General features: G+C 57.8%; 16 protein-coding genes and 1 tRNA gene. 2 read left to right on the top strand and 15 right to left on the bottom strand.

Going from position 1 to position 19425, the window contains the following annotated elements; all coding sequences use genetic code 11:
* Window positions 1-86: 86 nt before the first annotated feature.
* The 6 genes from ACOYJL_RS06985 to ACOYJL_RS07010 form a co-directional block, all read right to left on the bottom strand.
* A complete protein-coding gene (locus tag ACOYJL_RS06985) occupies window positions 87-1592 on the bottom strand; it encodes an ATP-binding protein (protein ID WP_433569501.1) in 1506 nt (501 codons plus the stop codon).
* Between the two features lie 9 nt (window positions 1593-1601).
* On the bottom strand, window positions 1602-2330 hold the full coding sequence (locus ACOYJL_RS06990; RefSeq protein ID WP_433569502.1) for a response regulator: 729 nt from the start codon (window positions 2328-2330) through the stop codon (window positions 1602-1604).
* Between the two features lie 99 nt (window positions 2331-2429).
* On the bottom strand, window positions 2430-3509 hold the full coding sequence (locus tag ACOYJL_RS06995) for a Tat pathway signal protein (protein WP_433569503.1): 1080 nt from the start codon (window positions 3507-3509) through the stop codon (window positions 2430-2432).
* Window positions 3510-3685: 176 nt separating this feature from the next.
* The gene (locus ACOYJL_RS07000) at window positions 3686-3952 is read right to left on the bottom strand and encodes a TIGR03905 family TSCPD domain-containing protein (protein ID WP_433569504.1); all 267 of its coding nucleotides are present in this window, start codon (window positions 3950-3952) and stop codon (window positions 3686-3688) included.
* A 63-nt stretch (window positions 3953-4015) separates the two neighbouring features.
* Window positions 4016-5362: an adenylosuccinate lyase gene (purB, locus tag ACOYJL_RS07005; RefSeq protein WP_433569505.1), complete on the bottom strand. Its 1347-nt coding sequence runs from the start codon at window positions 5360-5362 to the stop codon at window positions 4016-4018.
* 218 nt (window positions 5363-5580) lie between these two features.
* Window positions 5581-6909 (bottom strand): hypothetical protein, encoded by a 1329-nt coding sequence (locus ACOYJL_RS07010; protein ID WP_433569506.1) that lies wholly within the window; start codon window positions 6907-6909, stop codon window positions 5581-5583.
* 153 nt (window positions 6910-7062) lie between these two features.
* Between ACOYJL_RS07010 and ACOYJL_RS07015 the strand changes: the two genes are divergently transcribed.
* On the top strand, window positions 7063-8553 hold the full coding sequence (locus ACOYJL_RS07015) for a PucR family transcriptional regulator (RefSeq protein WP_433569507.1): 1491 nt from the start codon (window positions 7063-7065) through the stop codon (window positions 8551-8553).
* 100 nt (window positions 8554-8653) lie between these two features.
* On the opposite strand, the gene ACOYJL_RS07020 is transcribed toward ACOYJL_RS07015, so the two are convergent.
* From ACOYJL_RS07020 to ACOYJL_RS07040, 5 genes are all read right to left on the bottom strand, one after another.
* The gene (locus ACOYJL_RS07020) at window positions 8654-9754 is read right to left on the bottom strand and encodes an ABC transporter ATP-binding protein (protein WP_433569508.1); all 1101 of its coding nucleotides are present in this window, start codon (window positions 9752-9754) and stop codon (window positions 8654-8656) included.
* Window positions 9747-10730, bottom strand: coding sequence for an ABC transporter ATP-binding protein (locus tag ACOYJL_RS07025; protein ID WP_433569509.1), 984 nt, complete (start codon window positions 10728-10730; stop codon window positions 9747-9749). Before ACOYJL_RS07025 ends, ACOYJL_RS07020 begins: the two co-directional genes overlap by 8 nt.
* Window positions 10731-10735: 5 nt before the next feature.
* Entirely contained in the window at window positions 10736-11689 is a 954-nt protein-coding gene (nikC, locus tag ACOYJL_RS07030) for a nickel transporter permease (RefSeq protein ID WP_433569510.1), read from the bottom strand.
* A 5-nt stretch (window positions 11690-11694) separates the two neighbouring features.
* On the bottom strand, window positions 11695-12720 hold the full coding sequence (locus tag ACOYJL_RS07035) for an ABC transporter permease (protein WP_433569511.1): 1026 nt from the start codon (window positions 12718-12720) through the stop codon (window positions 11695-11697).
* Window positions 12721-12864: 144 nt separating this feature from the next.
* Window positions 12865-14469 (bottom strand): ABC transporter substrate-binding protein, encoded by a 1605-nt coding sequence (locus ACOYJL_RS07040; RefSeq protein ID WP_433569512.1) that lies wholly within the window; start codon window positions 14467-14469, stop codon window positions 12865-12867.
* A 278-nt stretch (window positions 14470-14747) separates the two neighbouring features.
* Between ACOYJL_RS07040 and ACOYJL_RS07045 the strand changes: the two genes are divergently transcribed.
* A complete protein-coding gene (locus ACOYJL_RS07045; protein ID WP_433569513.1) occupies window positions 14748-15716 on the top strand; it encodes a ComEC/Rec2 family competence protein in 969 nt (322 codons plus the stop codon).
* Here the strand turns inward: ACOYJL_RS07045 and ACOYJL_RS07050 are convergent.
* From ACOYJL_RS07050 to ACOYJL_RS07065, 4 genes are all read right to left on the bottom strand, one after another.
* Entirely contained in the window at window positions 15703-15948 is a 246-nt protein-coding gene (locus tag ACOYJL_RS07050; protein ID WP_433569514.1) for a DUF3006 domain-containing protein, read from the bottom strand. The genes ACOYJL_RS07045 and ACOYJL_RS07050 overlap by 14 nt on opposite strands.
* Before the next feature lie 42 nt (window positions 15949-15990).
* Window positions 15991-17400: an argininosuccinate lyase gene (argH, locus tag ACOYJL_RS07055; RefSeq protein ID WP_433569515.1), complete on the bottom strand. Its 1410-nt coding sequence runs from the start codon at window positions 17398-17400 to the stop codon at window positions 15991-15993.
* 210 nt (window positions 17401-17610) lie between these two features.
* Complete coding sequence (locus tag ACOYJL_RS07060) at window positions 17611-18831, bottom strand: argininosuccinate synthase (protein WP_433569516.1); 1221 nt, start codon at window positions 18829-18831, stop codon at window positions 17611-17613.
* A 467-nt stretch (window positions 18832-19298) separates the two neighbouring features.
* Window positions 19299-19374: transfer RNA gene (locus ACOYJL_RS07065), tRNA-Lys, on the bottom strand.
* Window positions 19375-19425 lie beyond the last annotated feature (51 nt).

A 19425-nucleotide genomic window follows, 5' to 3' on the forward strand; every position in this document is an offset into this window, starting at 1 on the left:
GCTGCCTCTCTTCGTTTGGCATTAACCGCAGTTGCATGTTGATTGTAATGGAACAACATTGCGCGGTCACAATGTGCACCACATTGCTACTTATCTTGATGAGCCTGCTTAAGCGAACGGCGAGAACGATTCTGCGGAATCTTTATTGTGAAGGTAGATCCCTTTCCGAGCTCGGACTCGACGGTAATCGTTCCGTTATGGCGGTCGACAATCTCCTTGGTGATAGAGAGTCCGACGCCTAGGCCGCCATGTTCGCGCTCGCGACTGACGTCAGAGCGCCAAAAACGCGAAAAGACCTGCGTGATGTCTTCCTTCGACATGCCTATTCCCGTGTCTCGAACCGAGATGAACACGTCGGAGCGATCGACACCAACGCTCACAACAATCCAGCCGCCCTCGTCCGTGTAGCGCATGGCATTGCTCATAAGGTTGACGACGGCCTCGCGAATCATGTCCTGGTCGACGTCGGCATAGCACTCGCCGTGCGGGGTCTCATCGTTAAAGCGCAGATGAAGGCCCTTGTCATGGAACAGCTGGTGCTGGCTGGCAACAAGGCTCTTAACCAAAAACACGATATCGGAATGCTCTGTATGGAGCTCTGTCTTGCCATTTTCCAAACGAGAAAGGCGAAGCATTGCATCAATCAGGCGGGAGAGGTGCCGCACTTCCCCATCAAGCGTCTCGAAGTGCTCGTTATCGGCAGGGAGAATGCCATCTTGCATGGCCTCGACGGTGGCCTGAATAGCCATCAGCGGGGTACGCAGCTCGTGGGCAACGTCGCTGGTCAGACGATGCTCAAGCTTGATGTCCTTCTCAAGAGACGTCGCCATATCGTCGAATGTCTCGCCCAGCTGACCAATCTCGTCGGTGCCGGAAAGCCCGGTGCGAGCGGTAAGGTCTCCGTTTCTGATTTGTGCCGCAGTGCGCGTGATGCGCTGAATCGGCTTGGTCAGTGAGCGCGATGCGAAGTAGCCAATCACGCAGGCCAGAATGACTCCGATAATGGCAGCCGTAAAGATTGCGCTATACGAGCTGTCGAGGAATTGTGCATCGGCCTTAGTAAGCGGCGCGCTTGACCCATTGGCCCAAATCCGCACGGAGCCTACAACGCTGCCGTCGCTGTCGGTGACGTCGGCAGTGACGGCAGAATCGTAATCTCCCTCATCCTCGTCCTCGATCTCCGAGGTAGGAGTGCTCTCGTAGATGACTGTGCCGTCGACATCGAGCACCTGGAAGCCAACTTCGTGAAGCGACGATGACGTGGTACGCGCTGAGTTGATAACTTCATCGTTCCACTCGCCCTGGCTTGCATACTCAACCGAAATGGCATCAGCGGAAGACTGGGCAAGCAGCTGCATGTTCTGGCGGGCGTACTCTTTGAACTGTCCGTTCCACACGACAGCCAGAACCACGAAGAAGATTGCGGCCGTCATAATAGCCACGCAGGCAAAGAGCATGGTCATGCGCGCCGAGTAGCTCCACCGCTTTTTGGTGGGCTCGCGCTGAATGGTGTTGAACGAATTACGACCAGACCCTGCTTGCGCAGAGTCTGGTTCGACATTCGTCTGATTGTTTGGAGAGTCTTCGGCCACGCTCAGACCTTACTCAGACTTACTATCGGTATTTGCCGGCTTCTCGGGAGCCTCAAAGCGATAGCCGACGCCATGAACGGTATAGAGCCAGCGCGGGTTGCGGGGATCATCGCCCAATTTAGCGCGCAGATTCTTGACATGAGAGTCAATCGTGCGCTCATATCCCTCGAAGTCGTAGCCAAGGACCTTCTCCACAAGCTCCATACGCGTATAGACACGACCGGGGTAGCGCGCGAGCGTAGTGAGGAGCTTGAATTCTGATGCGGTCAAATCGACTTCCTTGCCCTCAACCATCACCTTGTGACCGGAGATGTCAATCACAAGGTCGCCGAAGTCGAGCACTTCGAGCTGGGGCTCAGCCTCAGTATGAGCACGGCGCAGCAGAGCGCGCACGCGGGCGATGAGCTCGCGCGGCGAGAAGGGCTTGATGAGGTAGTCGTCCGCGCCAAGCTCAAGGCCGATGATGCGGTCTTCAACCTCGCCCTTCGCGGTCAGCATGATGATGGGGACGTTTGAAGTCTCGCGAATGGCGCGGCAGACGCGCTCTCCAGAGAGCTTCGGCAGCATAAGATCGAGAATCACGAGGTCAAACGAGTGCTTCTCAAACTCTTCAACGGCACTTTGTCCGTCGCCAACGCCACGAACGATATAGTTTTCATGATCGAGGTAGGCAGCAACCACGTCACGAATGGCCTTGTCATCCTCAACCAGCAAAATCTTCTTTTCTTCTGAAGCCATAGAGGCCTCCTTTACCGTGACATGTATACGCGCAAGCACAAAATTTCCTCAAATAATGCATCTGGTATTTTATACCCGCAAAAGGCAAAAAACAGACACCTATAGGGGGAAGGTGCGCACAGTTACAGAAGCGGGGTATCCGGTGGTAGCGTCCTTTACCGAGGAAAACGTTACGAACGTATCGCAATTCCCCACTCGCGCCGGATACTCGCCGTAATCAACGCTTCGGTCAGCGGAGGCAAGGACGCTATACGTTTGGTCGGTTGAGTTCGCAACGATATACGAAGAGCGGCTCTTGATGAAATAGACTCCGTCTTTTCCCGAGGGGCAGGCGAACGGCTCGCGGCTCAGATAAAGAAAACTATCGCTGCTGCCATTGCCAATGTAGGTCCCCATGTTGCCGAGAAGACCGCCGCTGTCATAATTGGCCTCGACCGAAAAGACGAAGTTGTCGCCCATGCGGCATGCACGGAACGGGCGGACCGAAGCAGGCATGACAAGCTGGTCGATCTTAGTCTGTAGCCCATCATCAAGAGAGTAGGCGGTTATTCCGTAATACGTGCCTTCATCCGCGCGGACACGCGGCGTGAGAACAACGGCCGAATCGTTTACCGTTGGCGGCGTGGCAAAGCGACCCGGAGACTCCAACACGTCGCTGGCATCCGAGGAGCCTGCCGTCCAAAGGTAGCAGTGCGAGCTCTCCGTCGTCTGGTTGCCAGAGGTAGCAGGCTGAACAAGCCACAGGACGTATCGCCCCGAGCAGGCAAGTGGGGCTGGGTCCCAATTCGAGTCGGCCTGCCAAAGCGTCTTTGTCTCTCCCGTTAGGGCGCCCTCCGAGAACTCTGATGCGTAAAGAGACCACGAGCGAGAAATCAGGTCGAGCTCGACCCATGCATAGACGGAATCCGAGCAGGCAACGCTGTAGATAACGGTGGTCGTCGTGTTGGTGAGCGGCGCCTCGACAACCGTGGAGAGCTGTCCCGATGAAAGGGACAGCGCAGACGCCTTCACCATGGGCGTTGCCGACGAGCCAGCAGTGGTCACGGGAATCCAGGTGCCCTCAGCTGGATGGAGAACGTTGCCGAGGGGCAAGGTCCATTCATTGCTTGCCGTATACGGAAAGTCGGCACTGGTATAGGTGGTGAGTATCTCCGTGCCCGTGTCCTCCGAGACGTCCATCGGCTCAGCAACGTCCTCTTGAGTGGTTTGGTTGTTGCATCCGGAGAGGATGGTTACCGTCGCCGCAGCAACACCCGTCGCCGCCCCCGCCTTAAAGAGGGAGCGGCGCGAAATTGCATGCGGTGAGTGTTTGCTGGCAAAAAAAGACATATGCAAGGATTGGACGAGCTCTCTGGCTATGCGCGCGCGGCGCGCTGGGCTTCAAGGAGGGCGCGGCTTAGCTGATCAGCGCAGGATGTGGGGCGAGGCCCGCAGGTGTTGCCAGCGAGAATGCCGGCAATCTCCTCCACCGGCTTGCCCTTCACGAGCTTGCCGATGGCCTTGAGGTTGCCATTGCATCCACCCTCAAAAGAGACGGACTCGATCGTGGAGCCGTCATCAGAAATGTCAAGATGAATGGCGCGCGAGCAGACGCCGCGCGGACGATAGTCGTAGTGGAACACGGACGCTTCCTTCCTATGTATGAATAAGTATCCGCATAAGTATACCCAGTGAAACTGAAGCGATTACTCGAAGCTAAGCTGCTCAAGGCGGTCGAACACCACGCCAACGCGGGTAAGGAACGCGCGAGGGTCAAAGATTGCGTCGAGCTGCTCAGCAGAGAGCGTGCATCGAGGGTCTGCCTCGAGCTTCTCCTTGAACGTTGAGCCCTGCTCGCACTGCTGAACCTCTCTCCACGTAGCCATGGCGTTGTCTTGCACGACCTTATAGGCATCCTCGCGAGAGATTCCAGTGTCGACGAGCGCGAGAAGAACCTTGCTCGAGAAGATCAAGCCGCGGGTCTTGTTGAGGTTGGCCTCCATGCGCTTGGGATACAGAATCAGACCGTCAACCACACGAATCAGGCACTGGAACATGTGGTCGAGCGCAATGAAGCTGTCGGCCTGCGCCACACGCTCGGCGGAGCTGTGAGAGATGTCGCGCTCATGCCACAGGGCAACGTTGTCAAAGGCAACCTGCGCATTGGCCTTCACGACGCGGGAAAGGCCGCAGACCTTCTCCATCGTGATGGGGTTGCGCTTGTGCGGCATGGCGGAACTGCCCTTTTGTCCCTTGCGGAAAGGCTCCTCTACCTCGAGGGTATCGGTGCGCTGGAGGTTTCGAATCTCGGTTGCAATGCGCTCGCAGGTAGCAGCCGTGGTTGCGAGCACGCCAGCAAGATAGGCATGGTGGTCACGGGAGATGACCTGCGTGGACAGCGGGTCGGCGTTCAGTCCCAAGTGCTCGCAGACATACTGCTCGACGCGCGGGTCAATGCTGGAATACGTGCCCACGGCGCCGGAGATGGCACCAAAGCTGACGTTCTTGCGAGCGTCTTTCAGCCGGTCATAATCACGCTTGAGCTCCCATGCCCAGCTGCCAAATTTGAGGCCGAAGGTCATCGGCTCTGCATGAATGCCATGCGTACGGCCAACGCAAAGCGTGTCCTTCTCCTCGAACGCGCGACGCTTGCAGATCTCGCCGAGCTTCTTGCAGTCATCCAGCAAGATGTCAGTCGCCTGGCACAGCTGGTAGCAAAGCGCAGTATCGCCAAGGTCGGTCGAGGTCATGCCGTAGTGAACCCAGCGGCTGGGCTTGGGCTCTCCCTCGGGAACATCGGCGTCAATATAGGAGCCCATATTGGTGAGGAAGGCAATTACGTCGTGGTTGGTGACCGCCTCGATCTCGTCGACCTCCTCCTTGTTGAAGGATGCGTGGTCGCGAATCCACTTGGCCTCTTCCTTGGTGATGCCAATTTCTCCCAGCTCGGCCTGGGCCTCGCAGGCTAGCACCTCAATCTCTTGCCAGATTGCGTACTTGTTCTCGAGCGTGAAGATGTGGCCCATCTCGGGGCGAGTATAGCGATCGATCATCCAGCGTCCTTTCGCATGGCGTGCGGTATCACGCTGATAATTCTACCGCGAGCAACCCCCTTGGTTGTAGAGACGAGATAGCGGGCTTCCCCATGCCCTCTTAGTCATGTTTACGACCCGTATCAATAAGCGAAAATGCCCGCTCCCGCAGAAAGCGCGGAAGCGGGCTCACCAGCAAAGCTCGCAGCTTCTGCAGCGAGCGTCTCGATGCTGTCCTCCTATGCCAGCTCAGGGATGGCGCTAACGTCAAAGTGCTCGTTACGATACTCGCCGTTGTAGTACGGGAAGGGGGCAACCTTGGCGCGGATGAGCTTCTGCTTGTAATTGGGGCCGCCCCAAAGGACTTCTACCTCGTTGTCGAGGGCAGCAAGCTCCGGCTTGATCTTGGCGAGGGATATCATGCGGTTCTCGTAGTAGGCATACGTGCGACCAGATGCTATGCCGACCTTCTCGCCGTTGCTCATCACGTAGTCAATGTGCGTGGCCATACCTTGAGACATGTCGTCAAAGCCGCTGAAGTACTCGATGGGCTCGTACATGTCCTCGCGCTTCCCCTCGAACTGCGACTTGAAGACGTCTGCCACGTCGTCGGCGTTCCACTCCAGCGTCACCATCTTGTAGGGCGAGTTCTGCTTGAGCTGTTGCAAGGCCGCCTTCCCACGAAACTCGTGGTTGAAGTTAACGAGATAGCCCCAGCCAACATCGTAAGGAGTGGCATAGGCATTCTGAATGTCGTCGGAGGCAGAGCCAGCAATGGCGGTATTTGCCGCAATGTGGTTGGCCTTAGTCCACTCAGCAAGCTCTGGCTCGCTGTCGTAGTACGGATAGATAAAGTGAATGTTCTGGTTGGGATAGCCAGCCGTCGTGTGGTTGACGGTGCAGTAGTTGCGGAAGCCTTGAAGCCGGCCATCGTACTGGAACAGCACCTCGCGAAGGCGCGGATACACGCGGTTGAAGTCCTGCTGCTTGCCATGGATCTCATAGGCAAGCGCGCCCGACATGCCAAGACGATGGACGATGAGCTCTGCGCCCTGCCAGTCGACGGTCTTGTTGTGCGCGAACTTGAGGTCGTGGAAGTTAATGCCAAAAGCAGTCTCGAGAATCTCGAGAGACTTTGGCCCATCAAGCTGCAGGAAGAATTCGTCAGTCACATAGCTGCCCTGCACGTCAAGACCGCTGGTCTCAACGCAATACTGCAGTACGGGAGCCATCCAATACGTGCGATAGAGGTTCTCGCCGATCTTCATGATGACGCCGTCGGCATTCATCTGTCCCTTGTCATTGCAGATGAGCGCATGCTTGGAGTTGCCGACCTTCATGAGGCTGAAGTCTTTGTTCACGCAGGTCTGATTGAAGAGCTTCACCGCGTCTGGGCCCGTGACATCATAGATTGGCGTCGTGTTGAGGGCAATGCCGAGCCATGCGCTCCTGCGGCAGGCAAGGTATTCGTCGCGTGGGCCGGTGTACTCGTAGGGAAGCGTGATTGGTCCCCACGCAAGCCGCGTCATAGCACCATCAAATACGGGACTGTTTTGTTCAAAGTTCATAACTCCCACCCTTTCCCAATTGGATTCTCCTCAACTGTTAATCCGCAGGATAGCGATGGTCAGGTAGCAGAAATAGCGCGATTGCGCTCAGTTTGTTTGCTATCTTTTTAGATGAAATGCATAAACCAATCTCGTGCCTTGAGGGGGCTCAGGATGAAGATTGATATGGCTCTTCTCGCCAAGGGTCTAGGCAAGAGGGTCGTCTGCCACCACGTTGTGGAGGACTTATCATTTGATGTTGCGGGCGTTCGTCTCTTCAGCCCCTCTTGCCCGGTCCTTGATGCCGGCTTGGTCTACGTCGTAGATTCGCAGGACGTTTCGATTTTTTTGAAATTAGGCGGGAGGCGCTTCATCTCAACCCTCCCTGCCCCACAGGTCGACTGCGAATGCATCCTTTTCGAGGAGGGAACCAGCCCGGCAGAAATGCTCTCGCTAACACAGGGCGTGTTCGACTCTTGGAATTCTTGGGAGACCGAAATTCTTGATGCCGCAATCGGCGGCTCTTCGATTACGAAGATTCTTGCGCTCTGCGCCCGACCATTGAAAAATCCCATCGCCCTGTTTGACTCTTCGATGGTGCTTGTGGCAACCGCCGGCGAGATTCCGAGCTCGAACCTCGACGAAGTTTGGACACAGGTACTCACTGTCGGTTATTATTCCGTCGAGAACGACACGTCCGCCGACAGCCGGCTTTTGACCACCTCGACGATGCCGTTTATATATGATCGCGACGGCATCAAAAAGGCCCAGGCCTGTCTAGAGCGCCGCGGCGAAATCGTTGGGTATCTTGGCTCTACAGAGCTTCTTTCGCCCTTCTCGCTTGGCGAGCTTTCTGCCATGAGAGCGATTCAGCTTATTCTGGAGCGAACCGACGCGATGCGGGCTTTTGCCCCAGACTTGAAGGGTCGGTCCAATTCAATTATCGAGCGGATGCTTTCAGGGCAATCCATCGAGCCAAGCATCGTGCGCTATGTGCTTAGGCAGTTTGGGTGGGATTGGGACGACAAGTATCGAGTTGTGTTCTTCTGCTCTTCTGACCCCGCAGAGTTTTCAAGCAAGGCAATCCCGCCCTTCATCACCACGGTTTCTCGCGCGATTCCGCATATGAGGCTCTTTGCATTTGAAGATGGGGTCGTAGGCATACACCGCAATCCCTACCCAAGCTCTGCCGATTACGCCGCGCGGCTCTCAAAAATCCTGCTGAACGAGGGCATGATTGCCGTTCTGAGCACGGTCTTCTCCCCAATCGACTACCTCCACTATGCATACCTGCAGTGTCGTACCGTGCTGGCGCTTGGCGAGACGCTGCCAGGAGCTGTTCTCGACTTCGAGAACAGCTATACCGACTGCATCGTGAAGTCGCTTGACGACTCGTCGAGCCTCACTGCCCTTTGCCACCCCTTTGTCTACGAGCTTTCTCGCGAGAAAAACGGCGAGGAGAAGGTCAGATGCTTGGCGTCGTACCTATCCCACGGCAAGAACATCACGGACACGGCGCGCGAGCTCGGCGTGCATCGCAACACCGTTACCTATCGCATTGAGCAATTGGACAGGCGCCTAGGCCGCAAGATTGGGGAAGCGGACCCTGAATTCACCTTCCACCTGTTGCTTTCGTGCATAATCGTCGAGCATCGAAGCTCGTAGGCGCATGCTCTAGCATGCGTCACAAAAACTCGCGCCTACCGCCCGTCTCTTGTCTGGGCAGTAGGCGCGACGATAGTGGTGAGCAGCGAAGAGGCGTTTCCTATTGCTCGCTTGCGGCCACGGGCTCGGCGTTCTGCTCGCCAGCCCCACGACCATAGGTCGGGCGGGCCGCCTCCTGCTGCAGCTGCAGCTTGACGCGCTTGACGTCGTCGATGGTGTTGCACGCGGCATAGCGATGACAGGCGCAGCGGTGACCGGGGACAACCTCGCTCAACTCGGGCGCGGCAACCTCGCAGGCGCCAACTTTCGCGAAGCAGCGGCTGGCAAAGCGGCAGCCAGCAGGCGGGTCGATGGGGCTCGGCACGTCGCCCTCAAGGATGATGCGCTTGCGGCGCAGCTTGGGGTCGGTTGACGGAATGGCCGACAGCAATGCCTGCGTGTAAGGGCAGAGAGGCTCATGGTACAAGTCGCCCTTGTCGGCAATCTCCATGAGCTTGCCCAGGTACATGACGCCAACACGATCTGAGATATGCTTCACGACGTTAAGGCCGTGCGCAATGAACAGGTATGTCAGGCCAAACTGGTCCTTGAGGTCGTCCAGAAGGTTCAAGACCTGCGCCTGCACTGACACGTCCAGCGCGGAGACCGGCTCGTCGCAGACGATGAGCTTGGGGTTCACCGCCAAAGCACGGGCAATGCCAACGCGCTGGCGCTGGCCGCCTGAGAACTCGTGCGGATAGCGGTTGCGCATGTAGGGGGCAAGGCCCACGCACTCAAGCAGCTCGTCGACGCGCTTGCTCACCTGGTCGTCAGGCAGGATGTGATTGGTGCGGATGGGCTCGGCAATGATGCGCCCAATGGTCATGCGCGGGTTCAGGCTTGCATAGGGATCCTGGAAGATAAGCTGGATGTCCTTGCAGTATGGGCGCCGCTCCTTAGGTGAGAGCTTAGTGAGGTCGGTGCCCTCAAAGATGATGTTTCCACTAGTAGGAGTCAGCAACCCCACGAGCATCTTGCCAATGGTCGATTTGCCGCAGCCAGACTCGCCTACCAGGCCAAAGCACTCGCCACGATGAATCTGGAACGATACGTCGTTTACAGCCTGAACATACGACGTCGCCTTGCCGAAGAAGGTCGTCTTGGCAACAAAGCTCTTGGTGAGATGCTGGACGTCGAGAAGAACGTCGTCGTCACTAGCCATTGTTGACCTCCTCGTCATAAAGATGGCAGCGGACAGAGCGCGCGGGGTCCTCGGGATATGGACGCAGCGCGGGCATGGACTTGCGGCAGATGGGCATGCACTTGTCGCAGCGGTCAGAGAACGGGCATCCGGGCGGCAGGTGAAGCGGGTTTGGAACCTGGCCGCGAATGGTGTAGAGGCGCTTGTTGTCGTCGTCGTCCAGACGCGGAATCGAGTTGAGCAGGCCCAGCGTATAGGGATGGAGCGGCTTCTCGAAGAGCTTGTCGGCAGGCGCCTGCTCAACTGCCTGGCCGCAGTACATGACAACCACGCGGTCGGCGACCTCGGCAACGACGCCCAAGTCGTGCGTAATCAGCAGCACGCCCATGTTGAGCTGCTCACGCAAGCGATAGATCAGGTCAAGAATCTGCGCCTGGATGGTAACGTCGAGCGCCGTCGTAGGCTCGTCTGCAATCAATAGCTTGGGGTTGCAGGAGAGGGCCATTGCGATCATGACGCGCTGGCGCATGCCGCCCGACATCTCATGGGGGTAGTCGTCCACGCGCTCCTCGGGGCTCGGGATGCCAACAAGGCGCAGCATCTCGATGGCGCGCTCGCGCGCCTGCTTGTCGTCGGCGTCAGAATGCAGCTGGATTGCCTCGACAATCTGGTCACCAACGCGATAGACGGGGTTCAGGCTGGTCATTGGCTCCTGGAATATCATGGCGATCTGCCCGCCACGAACCTGCTGCATCTCTTTTGTCGAGAGCGAGAGAAGGTCGGTCCCGTCAAAAGTGATCGATCCCGACGTCACATGACCAGGCGCCTGAAGCAGGCGCATGATCGATAGCGACGTGACAGACTTGCCCGAGCCGGATTCGCCAACTAGCGCCACCGTCTCGCCCGAATCGACACCAAAGCTGACTCCGTTGACGGCCCGCACGATGCCCTTGCGCGTGGGGAACTCGGTGACCAGGTCTTTTACTTCTAGCAACAACTGAATCACCTCGTCCTAGACTTGGGGTCAAGCGCGTCGCGGATGCCGTCACCAAGCAGGTTGAACGCGAGAACGGCAAGCGTAATTGCGGCGCCTGGGTAAATCATGAGCCACGGCGCAGAGAACACGTAGTTGCGGCCGCGGCCAAGCATGTCGCCCCATTCGGCCGCAGGCGGCTGGACGCCAAGACCGAGGAAGCCAAGCGCCGCGCAGTCGAGAATTGCGCCGGATATGCCGAGCGTGGCGCGCACGATGATGGACGGCAAGACGTTCGGAAGCACGTGACGGAAGATGATGGCGGAGTCGGAGTCGCCAATCACGCGCGCCGCGGCGGTATAGTCGTTCTGCTTTACCGAGAGGATCTGCGAGCGCACGATGCGCGCGTACTCGGGGATGGAGACAAGGCCGATTGCGATGACGGCCTTCTCGATGCCCTTGCCAAACGCCGCCATGAAGGCGATGGCGAGCAGCGTCGAGGGGATGGCAAGCATGACGTCCATGATGCGCATGATTACGGTATCGACTGCCCCGCCCTTGTAGCCGGCGATGGCGCCAAGCGTTACGCCAATGACAAGAGCGATCCCTACGGCAAGGAGACCGACAGTGAGCGAAATTTGCGTGCCTACGAGGACGCGGCAGAAGATGTCGCGACCCTGCTCGTCAGTGCCAAACCAGTGCGCGGCCGATGGGGCCTGCAGAGACTGCGAGAGGTCCTGCGCGTAGGGGTCGTACGGCAAGATGGAGGGGAAAAGCGAGGTCACGATGGCGATGACCACAAGGATGCCGATGTAGACCAAGCTGATCATTGCCGGCTTGCTGCTCTTGAGCGAGTACCACATGGACTCCCACAGAGACTCGGGCTTCTCCTGATCGAAGCTGGTCGGATTTCCTTCAGGCTCCGGCATTTCGGGCTCGGGCGTCTGACCGTTCTCGTTGAGGACTGCCTCAGCTGCTGCCATGGTGATCACCCCTCTTCCCTTGAATACTTGATGCGCGGGTCGAGGTAGGCATAGATGATGTCAACCACAAGGTTGATGACAACAAAGATGCAGCCTATGAGAAGCACGACGCCCTGCACGACGGGGAAGTCGCTCTTAAGGATGCACTCGACCGTGTACTTGCCGATGCCGGGCCACGCAAAGACCGTCTCTGTGAGCAGCGCGCCGCCCAGCAGGCTGCCAAACTGCAGACCGATGACGGTGGTGATGGGAAGCATCGCGTTTCTCAGCGCATGGTGGTGGATGACGCCCTTCTTGCCGCCCTCGGGAAGGCCCTTGGCTCGCGCGGTACGCACGTAGTCCTCGTTCAGCGTATCGAGCATAGAGGAGCGCGTCATGCGCGTAATGATGGCCATCGAGTACATGGCAAGCGTGAGCGCGGGCAGAATCATATGGATGAGCACATCGCCAAGTGTCTCGAAGTCACCAGAGAGCAGCGTGTCCAAAATGTAGAAGCCCGTGCCGCCAACTGGCTGCAGAAGTGGGTCGCAGCGACCTCCGGACGGCAGGATGTGCAGGACGCCTGCAAACAAGATGATGAGCAGGATGCCCAGCCAAAAGACGGGCATCGAGACGCCGACAAGGGAGAGAACCATCGAGAAGCCATCCGCCGCCTGACCACGGTGCGTAGCAGCCGTAACGCCGAGCTTGATGCCGCAGACCGACGCAATGATGATTGCCACGATGGCCAGCTCGATCGTCGCGGGGAAGCGGCTCATGATCTCTTCGGTCACGGATGTGTGCGTGTAGTACGAAGTGCCCAAGTCGCCATGCAGAGCGCCAAACAGGAAGGAGAAGTATTGGTTGATCAGCGGCTCGTTCAAGCCGTTAGCCTCTCTCCACTCTTGAATAGCCTCCTCGGTGGCATGCTCTCCCAAAACAACTGGTGCAGGATCCGCCGAGAACACCCTCATGATAAGGAACACGACGATGGACACACCGAGAAGCACGAGTAGTGACTGCAGTATTCGCTTGATGACATACCTTGCCACCAGTCACCGCCCCCTCTCATCGCAATTGCATCTAGAACTGCAGGAAATCAAAGCTTGCATTTAACAAACCAGCTGACGGGCTGGTGTAGCGTCCAGCCCGTCAGCAATGTCACTCAGACTGCGCTTTCGTAAAGAGGCGCACGGTTAGGCGCTCTTCACGGCATTCCACAGGCGAACGACGCCGGTCGGGTGAATGACGAACCCCGACACATTGGGGTTATAGCCGGCAAGGTTCTTGGAGTGCGAGATGAGGAGCCACGGCTGCTTCTCGGCGGCCATCTCTTCGCACTGCTTGTAGATCTGTGCGCGCTCGTCCTCGTCGGAGGTGGCGACGCCCTGGGCAATCAGCGCGTTGTACTCCTCGTCCTGGAACTGAGCGACGTTCATCGTGGCGTTGGTGTCGGCGAGAAGGTTCATGAAGTTGTCGGGGTCGCCGTTGTCGCCAACCCAGCCGTAGAAGCAGATGTCCCAAGGATCTGTGGTGACTTTGGTCTTGTAGGTGGTCCAGTCGTACGGGGTGATGTCAACCGTCACGCCAACCTTGCTGAGGTAGCCCTGGACGGCCTCGGCGAGCGTCTGGCCGTTCTTGGTGTTGTACGGACGAACGTTGGAGTACGTGATGCAGGTGAGGTTGGTGATGCCGAGGTCGGCAAGCTCCTGCTGCGCGGCGTCGGGGTCGTACTCGGTCTGCGTGACGTCCTCGTCGTAGGGAGCCATCCAGACAGGCATGATCGAGTTGGCCACGGAGGCGTAGTCGCCATAGAGCGAGGAGACCATTTCCTCAACGTTGACGGCCTTGGCAATCGCCTTGCGGACGGCCTGGTCGGAGCAGACTGACGTGTCGAGGCAGTTGAACGCCATATAGTTGATGTTCATGCCGTCTTCCTCAAAGAGGCTGTTGCCGGCGCTTGTGATGGTGTCGACCACGGAATCGTCGATGCCGTCGATGATGTCGACCTCACCGTTGTTAAGGGCGGTAACGCGCGAGGCGTTCTCGGCAATGAAGCGGAAAATGATGTTCTGGGTCTTTGCCTTGCGATCTTCATCCCAATAGTCGTCGTTGGCGACGAGCTTGACGTTCTGACCCTTGTCCCAGGAGACGAACTTGTAAGGACCAGTGCCGCAGGGATTCTCCATCAGCGCATCGAAGTCAGTCGGGCAGACAATCGGCGCGGCCAAGATCATGGCCATGTTCTTGATGAACGGCGCGGAGACGGCGGCGAGCTTGATCTCGACCGTATAGTCGTCGACGGCGGTAACCGACTCAACGCCATTGCCCTCGGACGCAGTGCCAAAGACGAAGGACGCGTAGGTCATGTCCTCGGTACGGTTGGGCTCAAGCTGGCGCTCAATGGACTTCACAACGGCGTCGGCATTGAAGTCGGTGCCATCGTGGAACTTGACGCCCTCCTCCAAGTGGAACGTATAGGTAAGACCATCGTCGGAAATCTCGTAGTCCTTTGCCAGGCACGGCTCAATGTCGGTGGAGTCGTCGGCATAGGTGACGAGCGACTCGTAGATGTTCTCCATGATCTTGGCAGACTCGCCGTCATCGACATAGGCGGGATCAAGGCCGCGCGGGTCGGCACCCTGTGCAAAAGTAATGGTGTCTGCCGCGCTATCGGAGCCAGAAGCCTCTGATGCGCGCTGGCTTCCGCAACCGGAAAGGAAAACCGCACCTGAAGCGCTCAGGGCTCCCATTGCCTTAATGAAAGTTCTGCGCGAAAGCGCTGCCTGTTGAGTTTCCATGTTCCCCCCTTGTTCCACGTTTAGTTACGACCTAAGAAGCTAAAGCTCCTTATATGACGTTGAAGGGAACCTTAGGCGCATCGAAAGCATTCAATGCTTATATGAATCGATGTTTTTCATGAATGAAACAGGCGAAATCTTCCTGCAATATTGTTGAAATATTGGAAACAAACCTAGGTCTATGCGTAGCCTGCCCACGAATACGCGAGGGGCTTCTCAATTGCGCTGGCGGCGCAATTGCGGCAAGCTGTTCGGGGAATCAGCACAGGGAGGACGCGGTGGCGAGAAAATCTAAGCGCGTGGGCGGACTAGCAGCGCTCATCATAGTTGTGGCTCTGGCGCTCTCGGGATGGCTGGGTCAGCCGGAGCCCGCGGGCACGGACGTGACCGCTTCAGCAAACACCAACGCATCCGCTTCCTCCGCGTCGAACGCCGAGGCCGCCTCAGGGGAGATAGTCGCGCATTTTATTGACGTCGGCCAAGGTGACAGCGAGTTCGTAGAGCTGCCCGATGGCAAGTGCCTGCTCATTGATGGTGGCGTGCCCGATGCCGGCGCAACGGTCGTCTCATACATACAGTCGCTCGGCTATACAAAGATTGATTACCTCGTCGCGTCGCACCCACACGAGGATCATATCGGCGGGCTACTCGACGTTCTCGACACGTTTGAGATAGGCGAAGTGTGGGCGCCTGACGTTTCTGCAAACACACAGACCTACGAGGACTTTCTTGACAAGGTAGAGGCTTCGGGCGCATCGACCCACGAGGCAAAGGCCGGAGAGACAATAGCTTCGGGGGACGACTATACGGTTGAGGTGCTCGGACCAGTGCCAGATTCGACAGCCGGCTCAGACTGGGAAGATTCAGACTCGGATTACATCAATAATCGCTCCGCAATTATTCGCATTACTTTTGGCGACAAGACCTTCCTCTTTACGGGAGACGCCTGCACCGACCGCATAGCCGAGGCGTGCAGCCAGCATGTGGACGTGCTGAAGGCCGGTCACCACGGCAGCAAAACCTCCACGAACGCATGGCTCTTGAAAAAGATCACCCCAAATATCGCAGTGCTCTCGTACGGACTGGACAACGACTACGGCTATCCCAAGCAGAAGGTACTCGACGCCCTCTCGGACTTTGGCGTCGAGACATACGGCACTGGCGCAAACGGTACGGTAACCATAGCCTGTGACGGGTCCACTTTTTCGGTTAGCTGCGAAAAGAGCGCCGCCGTTACCGCCCCGTAGTCTCCCCTTTCCCGTTGCAGCCAAACAGCCGCTCAGTGCGGCGGCGCATCTCCGCGGCTCGTAATGCCGTGGCATCTAGCTTGCGTGAATAACCGTCGGCACAAAATGCAAGAACGTCCCCCTCATGCGTGCCTTCTGGCAGCATGCACAGGGGGACGTTGAACGTCTGCCCAACGGCAAGCTCAATCACGGCAATGCCGTCCTCAATCCTATCGACAACCAAGCTTGCCATGGCAGGACCATCTCGCCTTGCTTATCAGGATGTAGGCAGTAGCTACTTGCTCTCTGGAGCCTTTGGCAGCGCCGCCTCGTCTGCCGCGAGCGCAGCCTTTGCCTCCTTAAGCTGCGCACGCACCGCGTCATGGCCCGTTCCCCCGTACGTCGTGCGGGCACGGGCAATCCCCTCAGGGTCAAGATCCTGCGCGATGTCATCCTCAAAGAGTGGGCTTGCCGAGCGGAACTCGTCCGCCGTCAGATCCTCAAGACCCTTGTTGTGCTTCTCGCAATACAGGACAAGCTTGCCAACCACCTCGTGCGCCTCGCGGAACGGCATGCCTTTCTTTGCCAGATAGTCAGCAACGTCAGTGGCAGCGGTAAAGCCCTTGTGCGCCTGGTCAAGCATGGTGTCGGCATTCACGGTCATGGTCGAGAGCATGCCAGACGCAATGGCCATGCAGTCAAGCAGCGTCTTTGCCGCGTCGGCGGGACCCTCCTTGCACTCCTGGAGGTCCTTGTTGTAAGCCAGAGGGAGCGACTTCATGGTGGTGAGCAGCGCCATCAGATCGCCGTAGACGCGACCGGTCTTGCCGCGTGTGAGCTCGGCAAAGTCAGGGTTCTTCTTCTGCGGCATGATCGACGAGCCTGTGGAGTAGCTGTCGGATAGCGTGATGAACCCGAACTCCGTGCTGCTCCACAGAACGATTTCCTCGCAAAGGCGCGAGAGGTGCATCATGCTGACCGCGCATGCGTACTCAAGGTCAAGCAGATAGTCGCGGTCGGAGACGGCGTCCATTGAGTTGGGGATCGCGTGGTCAAAGCCCAAAAGCTCGGTCGTGTAGGCGCGGTCCAGCGGATAGGTGGTGCCCGCAAGCGCAGCAGATCCCAGCGGGTTGGCGTCTGCCGCCTCGTACGCCGCCGTCAGACGTACATAGTCGCGCGTAAACATCCAGAAGTAGGCGAGCATGTGATGCGAGAAGAGCACGGGCTGCGCATGCTGCAGGTGCGTATAGCCCGGCATCACGACGCCGAAGTTCTTCTCGGCAACGTCAATGAACGTGCGGCGCAGCTCGACGTTGCCTTCGAGCAGCTCCCGCGTGAGGTCTTTTGCGTACAGGCGAATGTCAGTTGCCACCTGGTCGTTCCTTGAGCGACCAGTGTGCAGGCGCGCTCCAGGCTTGCCAATATTGTTGGTGAGGGTCTTCTCCACGGCCATATGGATGTCCTCATCGTTGACGTCGTACTCAAAGGTGCCGTCAGCAATCTGCTCAGAGATGTCCTTCAGACCAGAGACGATTGCGTCGCAGTCCTCTTGGCTGATGATGCCCTGCTTGGCAAGCATGGTGGCATGGGCAATGGAACCGCGGATATCCTGCTGCGCCATGGCCTTGTCATCCTCAAGCGACGCGCCAAACTCCTGCGTAAAGGCATCGACGCCCTTCTCGAACCTACCGCCCCACAGTGCCATGTGCGCTCCCTTGCATCAGTTAGATAGCCCAATTGACGGCGAATAGCTTACCGCATTGGGGTTTCTAGAGGATTGCATAAAGCCCGTCAAGATCCTTGCGCAGGACACGCGCCATCAACAACAAACGGCAGCCGAGCAGATGACCCGGCTGCCGTTGCGTGCACTATCGAAGAATCAGCGAGACAGTTTTCACTACCTGCATGTGCTCCCTTACTGAAGCTTGGAGCCAGGACCCTGGACGCGAGACCAGGTCTTGGACTGCAGACCGTGGATGGTGATGAAGCCCTTGGACGCAGTGTGGTCGAAGGTGTCACCCTCGTCATACGTAGCAAGGTTGTAGTCGTAGAGGCTGTAAGGCGAGCGCAGACCGTCGACGAACAGACCGCCCTTGCAGAGCTTGATGCGAACCTCGCCGGTCACGTACTTCTGCGTGTAGGCGTTGTACGCGTCGATGGCCTCGCGGTTCTGCGAGTACCAAAGACCGCGGTAGACCGTGGATGCCCACTCGACGTCGAGCTTTGCCTTCTGCTTCAGCGTCTCGGCGTCCAGGCACAGGGTCTCGAGCGACTGGTGGGCCTGGATTAGCAGCAGCGCGGCAGGGCACTCGTAGCACTCACGGCTCTTGATGCCAACGACACGGTCCTCGATCATGTCGATGCGACCGAAGCCATTGCGACCGGCAATCTCGTTGCACTTGATGATGCAATCAAGCAGCGGCATCTTCTCGCCGTTGACAGAGACGGGCACGCCGCCCTCAAAGCCGATGATAACGGTCTCGGGATCTGCAGGGCAGTCCTCAGGATTCTTGGTCATCGTCCAGATGTCCGAAGGAGGCGTGTTCCAGGTATCCTCGAGCACGCCACACTCGATTGCGCGACCCCAAAGGTTATCGTCGATGGAGTAGGGCTTCTTGTGGGTTGTGGGCACGGGCACGCCATGCTCCTTTGCCCAGGCCATCTCGGAGTCACGCGTGGTGAGGTCCCACTCGCGAACGGGGGCGATAATCTCGAGCGAAGGGTCGAGCGCGCGGATGGAGGTCTCAAAGCGCACCTGGTCATTGCCCTTGCCAGTGCAGCCGTGAGCGATGTACTTGGCGCCGTACTGGTGCGCGATGTCCACCAGGTACTTGGAGATGATGGGACGAGAAAGGGCGGAAAGCAGCGGGTAGATGCCCTCGTACTTGCCATTTGCCCAAATGGCCTTCGAAAGGATGGTCTCTGCGTACTCCTTGCGCATGTCGACTGCCTCGGAGGCAATGGCGCCCATGTCGAGGGCCTTCTGCTTAATCCAAGAAAGGTCCTTCTCGTCCTGACCAACGTTGCCGCAAATAGCGATAACGTCCATGTTCTTCTCAATCTGCAGCCACTTCACGATAACGGAAGTGTCCAGCCCGCCAGAATACGCGAGAACGACCTTTTCCTTTTCTGCCATGATGATGCACCTCTCTGTTGTTGGGCCTTGATACCCCTTGCAGATGTGAAACGGCTACGACACGCCGTCGCAGCCGAGAATAGCCCCCGCCATCGCCGGATGCCACCCACGTGTCTAGCTTCTTATTCAATGATTAATGAAGTCTCGACAAAACTAGGACAGCACTCGCGATACGGCGGGGCTGATTCGTCGATTCTGGCGTCGGAGAGAGACCATGCAATAATGGCTCGCAAGCTGCTGCATGTCCTCTCCTCTCATAGATAGCGCTCTTTGGCGCTGCCAGTAGGTGAGGTTGACTATAGACTGGCAAACCCAAAAGACGCTCGCCGACACGAAACTCGAATTCACTTAGAAACATTTGCAATTCGCAACCATCCATGCACTACTTTTGCACTACCGCGTGCACTACCAGACCCCACAACAAGAAAGCAGGTCACCGGACATAGCCGATGACCTGCGATTTTGCTTGGTGCGCCCTGAGGGGGTCGAACCCTCGACCTTGGGATTAAAAGTCCCCTGCTCTACCAACTGAGCTAAGAGCGCGCATTCAATCTGAGCAGAGCAATTCTACCACGCAGAAGCCCAGCCCCCTAC

Source organism: Tractidigestivibacter sp., from assembly GCF_050946515.1.
Taxonomy (GTDB): domain Bacteria; phylum Actinomycetota; class Coriobacteriia; order Coriobacteriales; family Atopobiaceae; genus Tractidigestivibacter.

What these genes read in the sequence shown, in the direction of transcription:
- ACOYJL_RS06990 (WP_433569502.1), bottom strand. Translation starts at nt 2,330, where the DNA reads ATGGCTTCAGAAGAAAAGAAGATTTTGCTGGTTGAGGATGACAAGGCC.
- ACOYJL_RS06995 (WP_433569503.1), bottom strand. Translation starts at nt 3,509, where the DNA reads ATGGACGTCTCGGAGGACACGGGCACGGAGATACTCACCACCTATACC.
- purB (WP_433569505.1), bottom strand. Translation starts at nt 5,362, where the DNA reads ATGATCGATCGCTATACTCGCCCCGAGATGGGCCACATCTTCACGCTC.
- ACOYJL_RS07010 (WP_433569506.1), bottom strand. Translation starts at nt 6,909, where the DNA reads ATGAACTTTGAACAAAACAGTCCCGTATTTGATGGTGCTATGACGCGG.
- ACOYJL_RS07015 (WP_433569507.1), top strand. Translation starts at nt 7,063, where the DNA reads ATGAAGATTGATATGGCTCTTCTCGCCAAGGGTCTAGGCAAGAGGGTC.
- ACOYJL_RS07020 (WP_433569508.1), bottom strand. Translation starts at nt 9,754, where the DNA reads ATGGCTAGTGACGACGACGTTCTTCTCGACGTCCAGCATCTCACCAAG.
- nikC (WP_433569510.1), bottom strand. Translation starts at nt 11,689, where the DNA reads ATGGCAGCAGCTGAGGCAGTCCTCAACGAGAACGGTCAGACGCCCGAG.
- ACOYJL_RS07040 (WP_433569512.1), bottom strand. Translation starts at nt 14,469, where the DNA reads ATGGAAACTCAACAGGCAGCGCTTTCGCGCAGAACTTTCATTAAGGCA.
- ACOYJL_RS07050 (WP_433569514.1), bottom strand. Translation starts at nt 15,948, where the DNA reads ATGGCAAGCTTGGTTGTCGATAGGATTGAGGACGGCATTGCCGTGATT.
- argH (WP_433569515.1), bottom strand. Translation starts at nt 17,400, where the DNA reads ATGGCACTGTGGGGCGGTAGGTTCGAGAAGGGCGTCGATGCCTTTACG.
- ACOYJL_RS07060 (WP_433569516.1), bottom strand. Translation starts at nt 18,831, where the DNA reads ATGGCAGAAAAGGAAAAGGTCGTTCTCGCGTATTCTGGCGGGCTGGAC.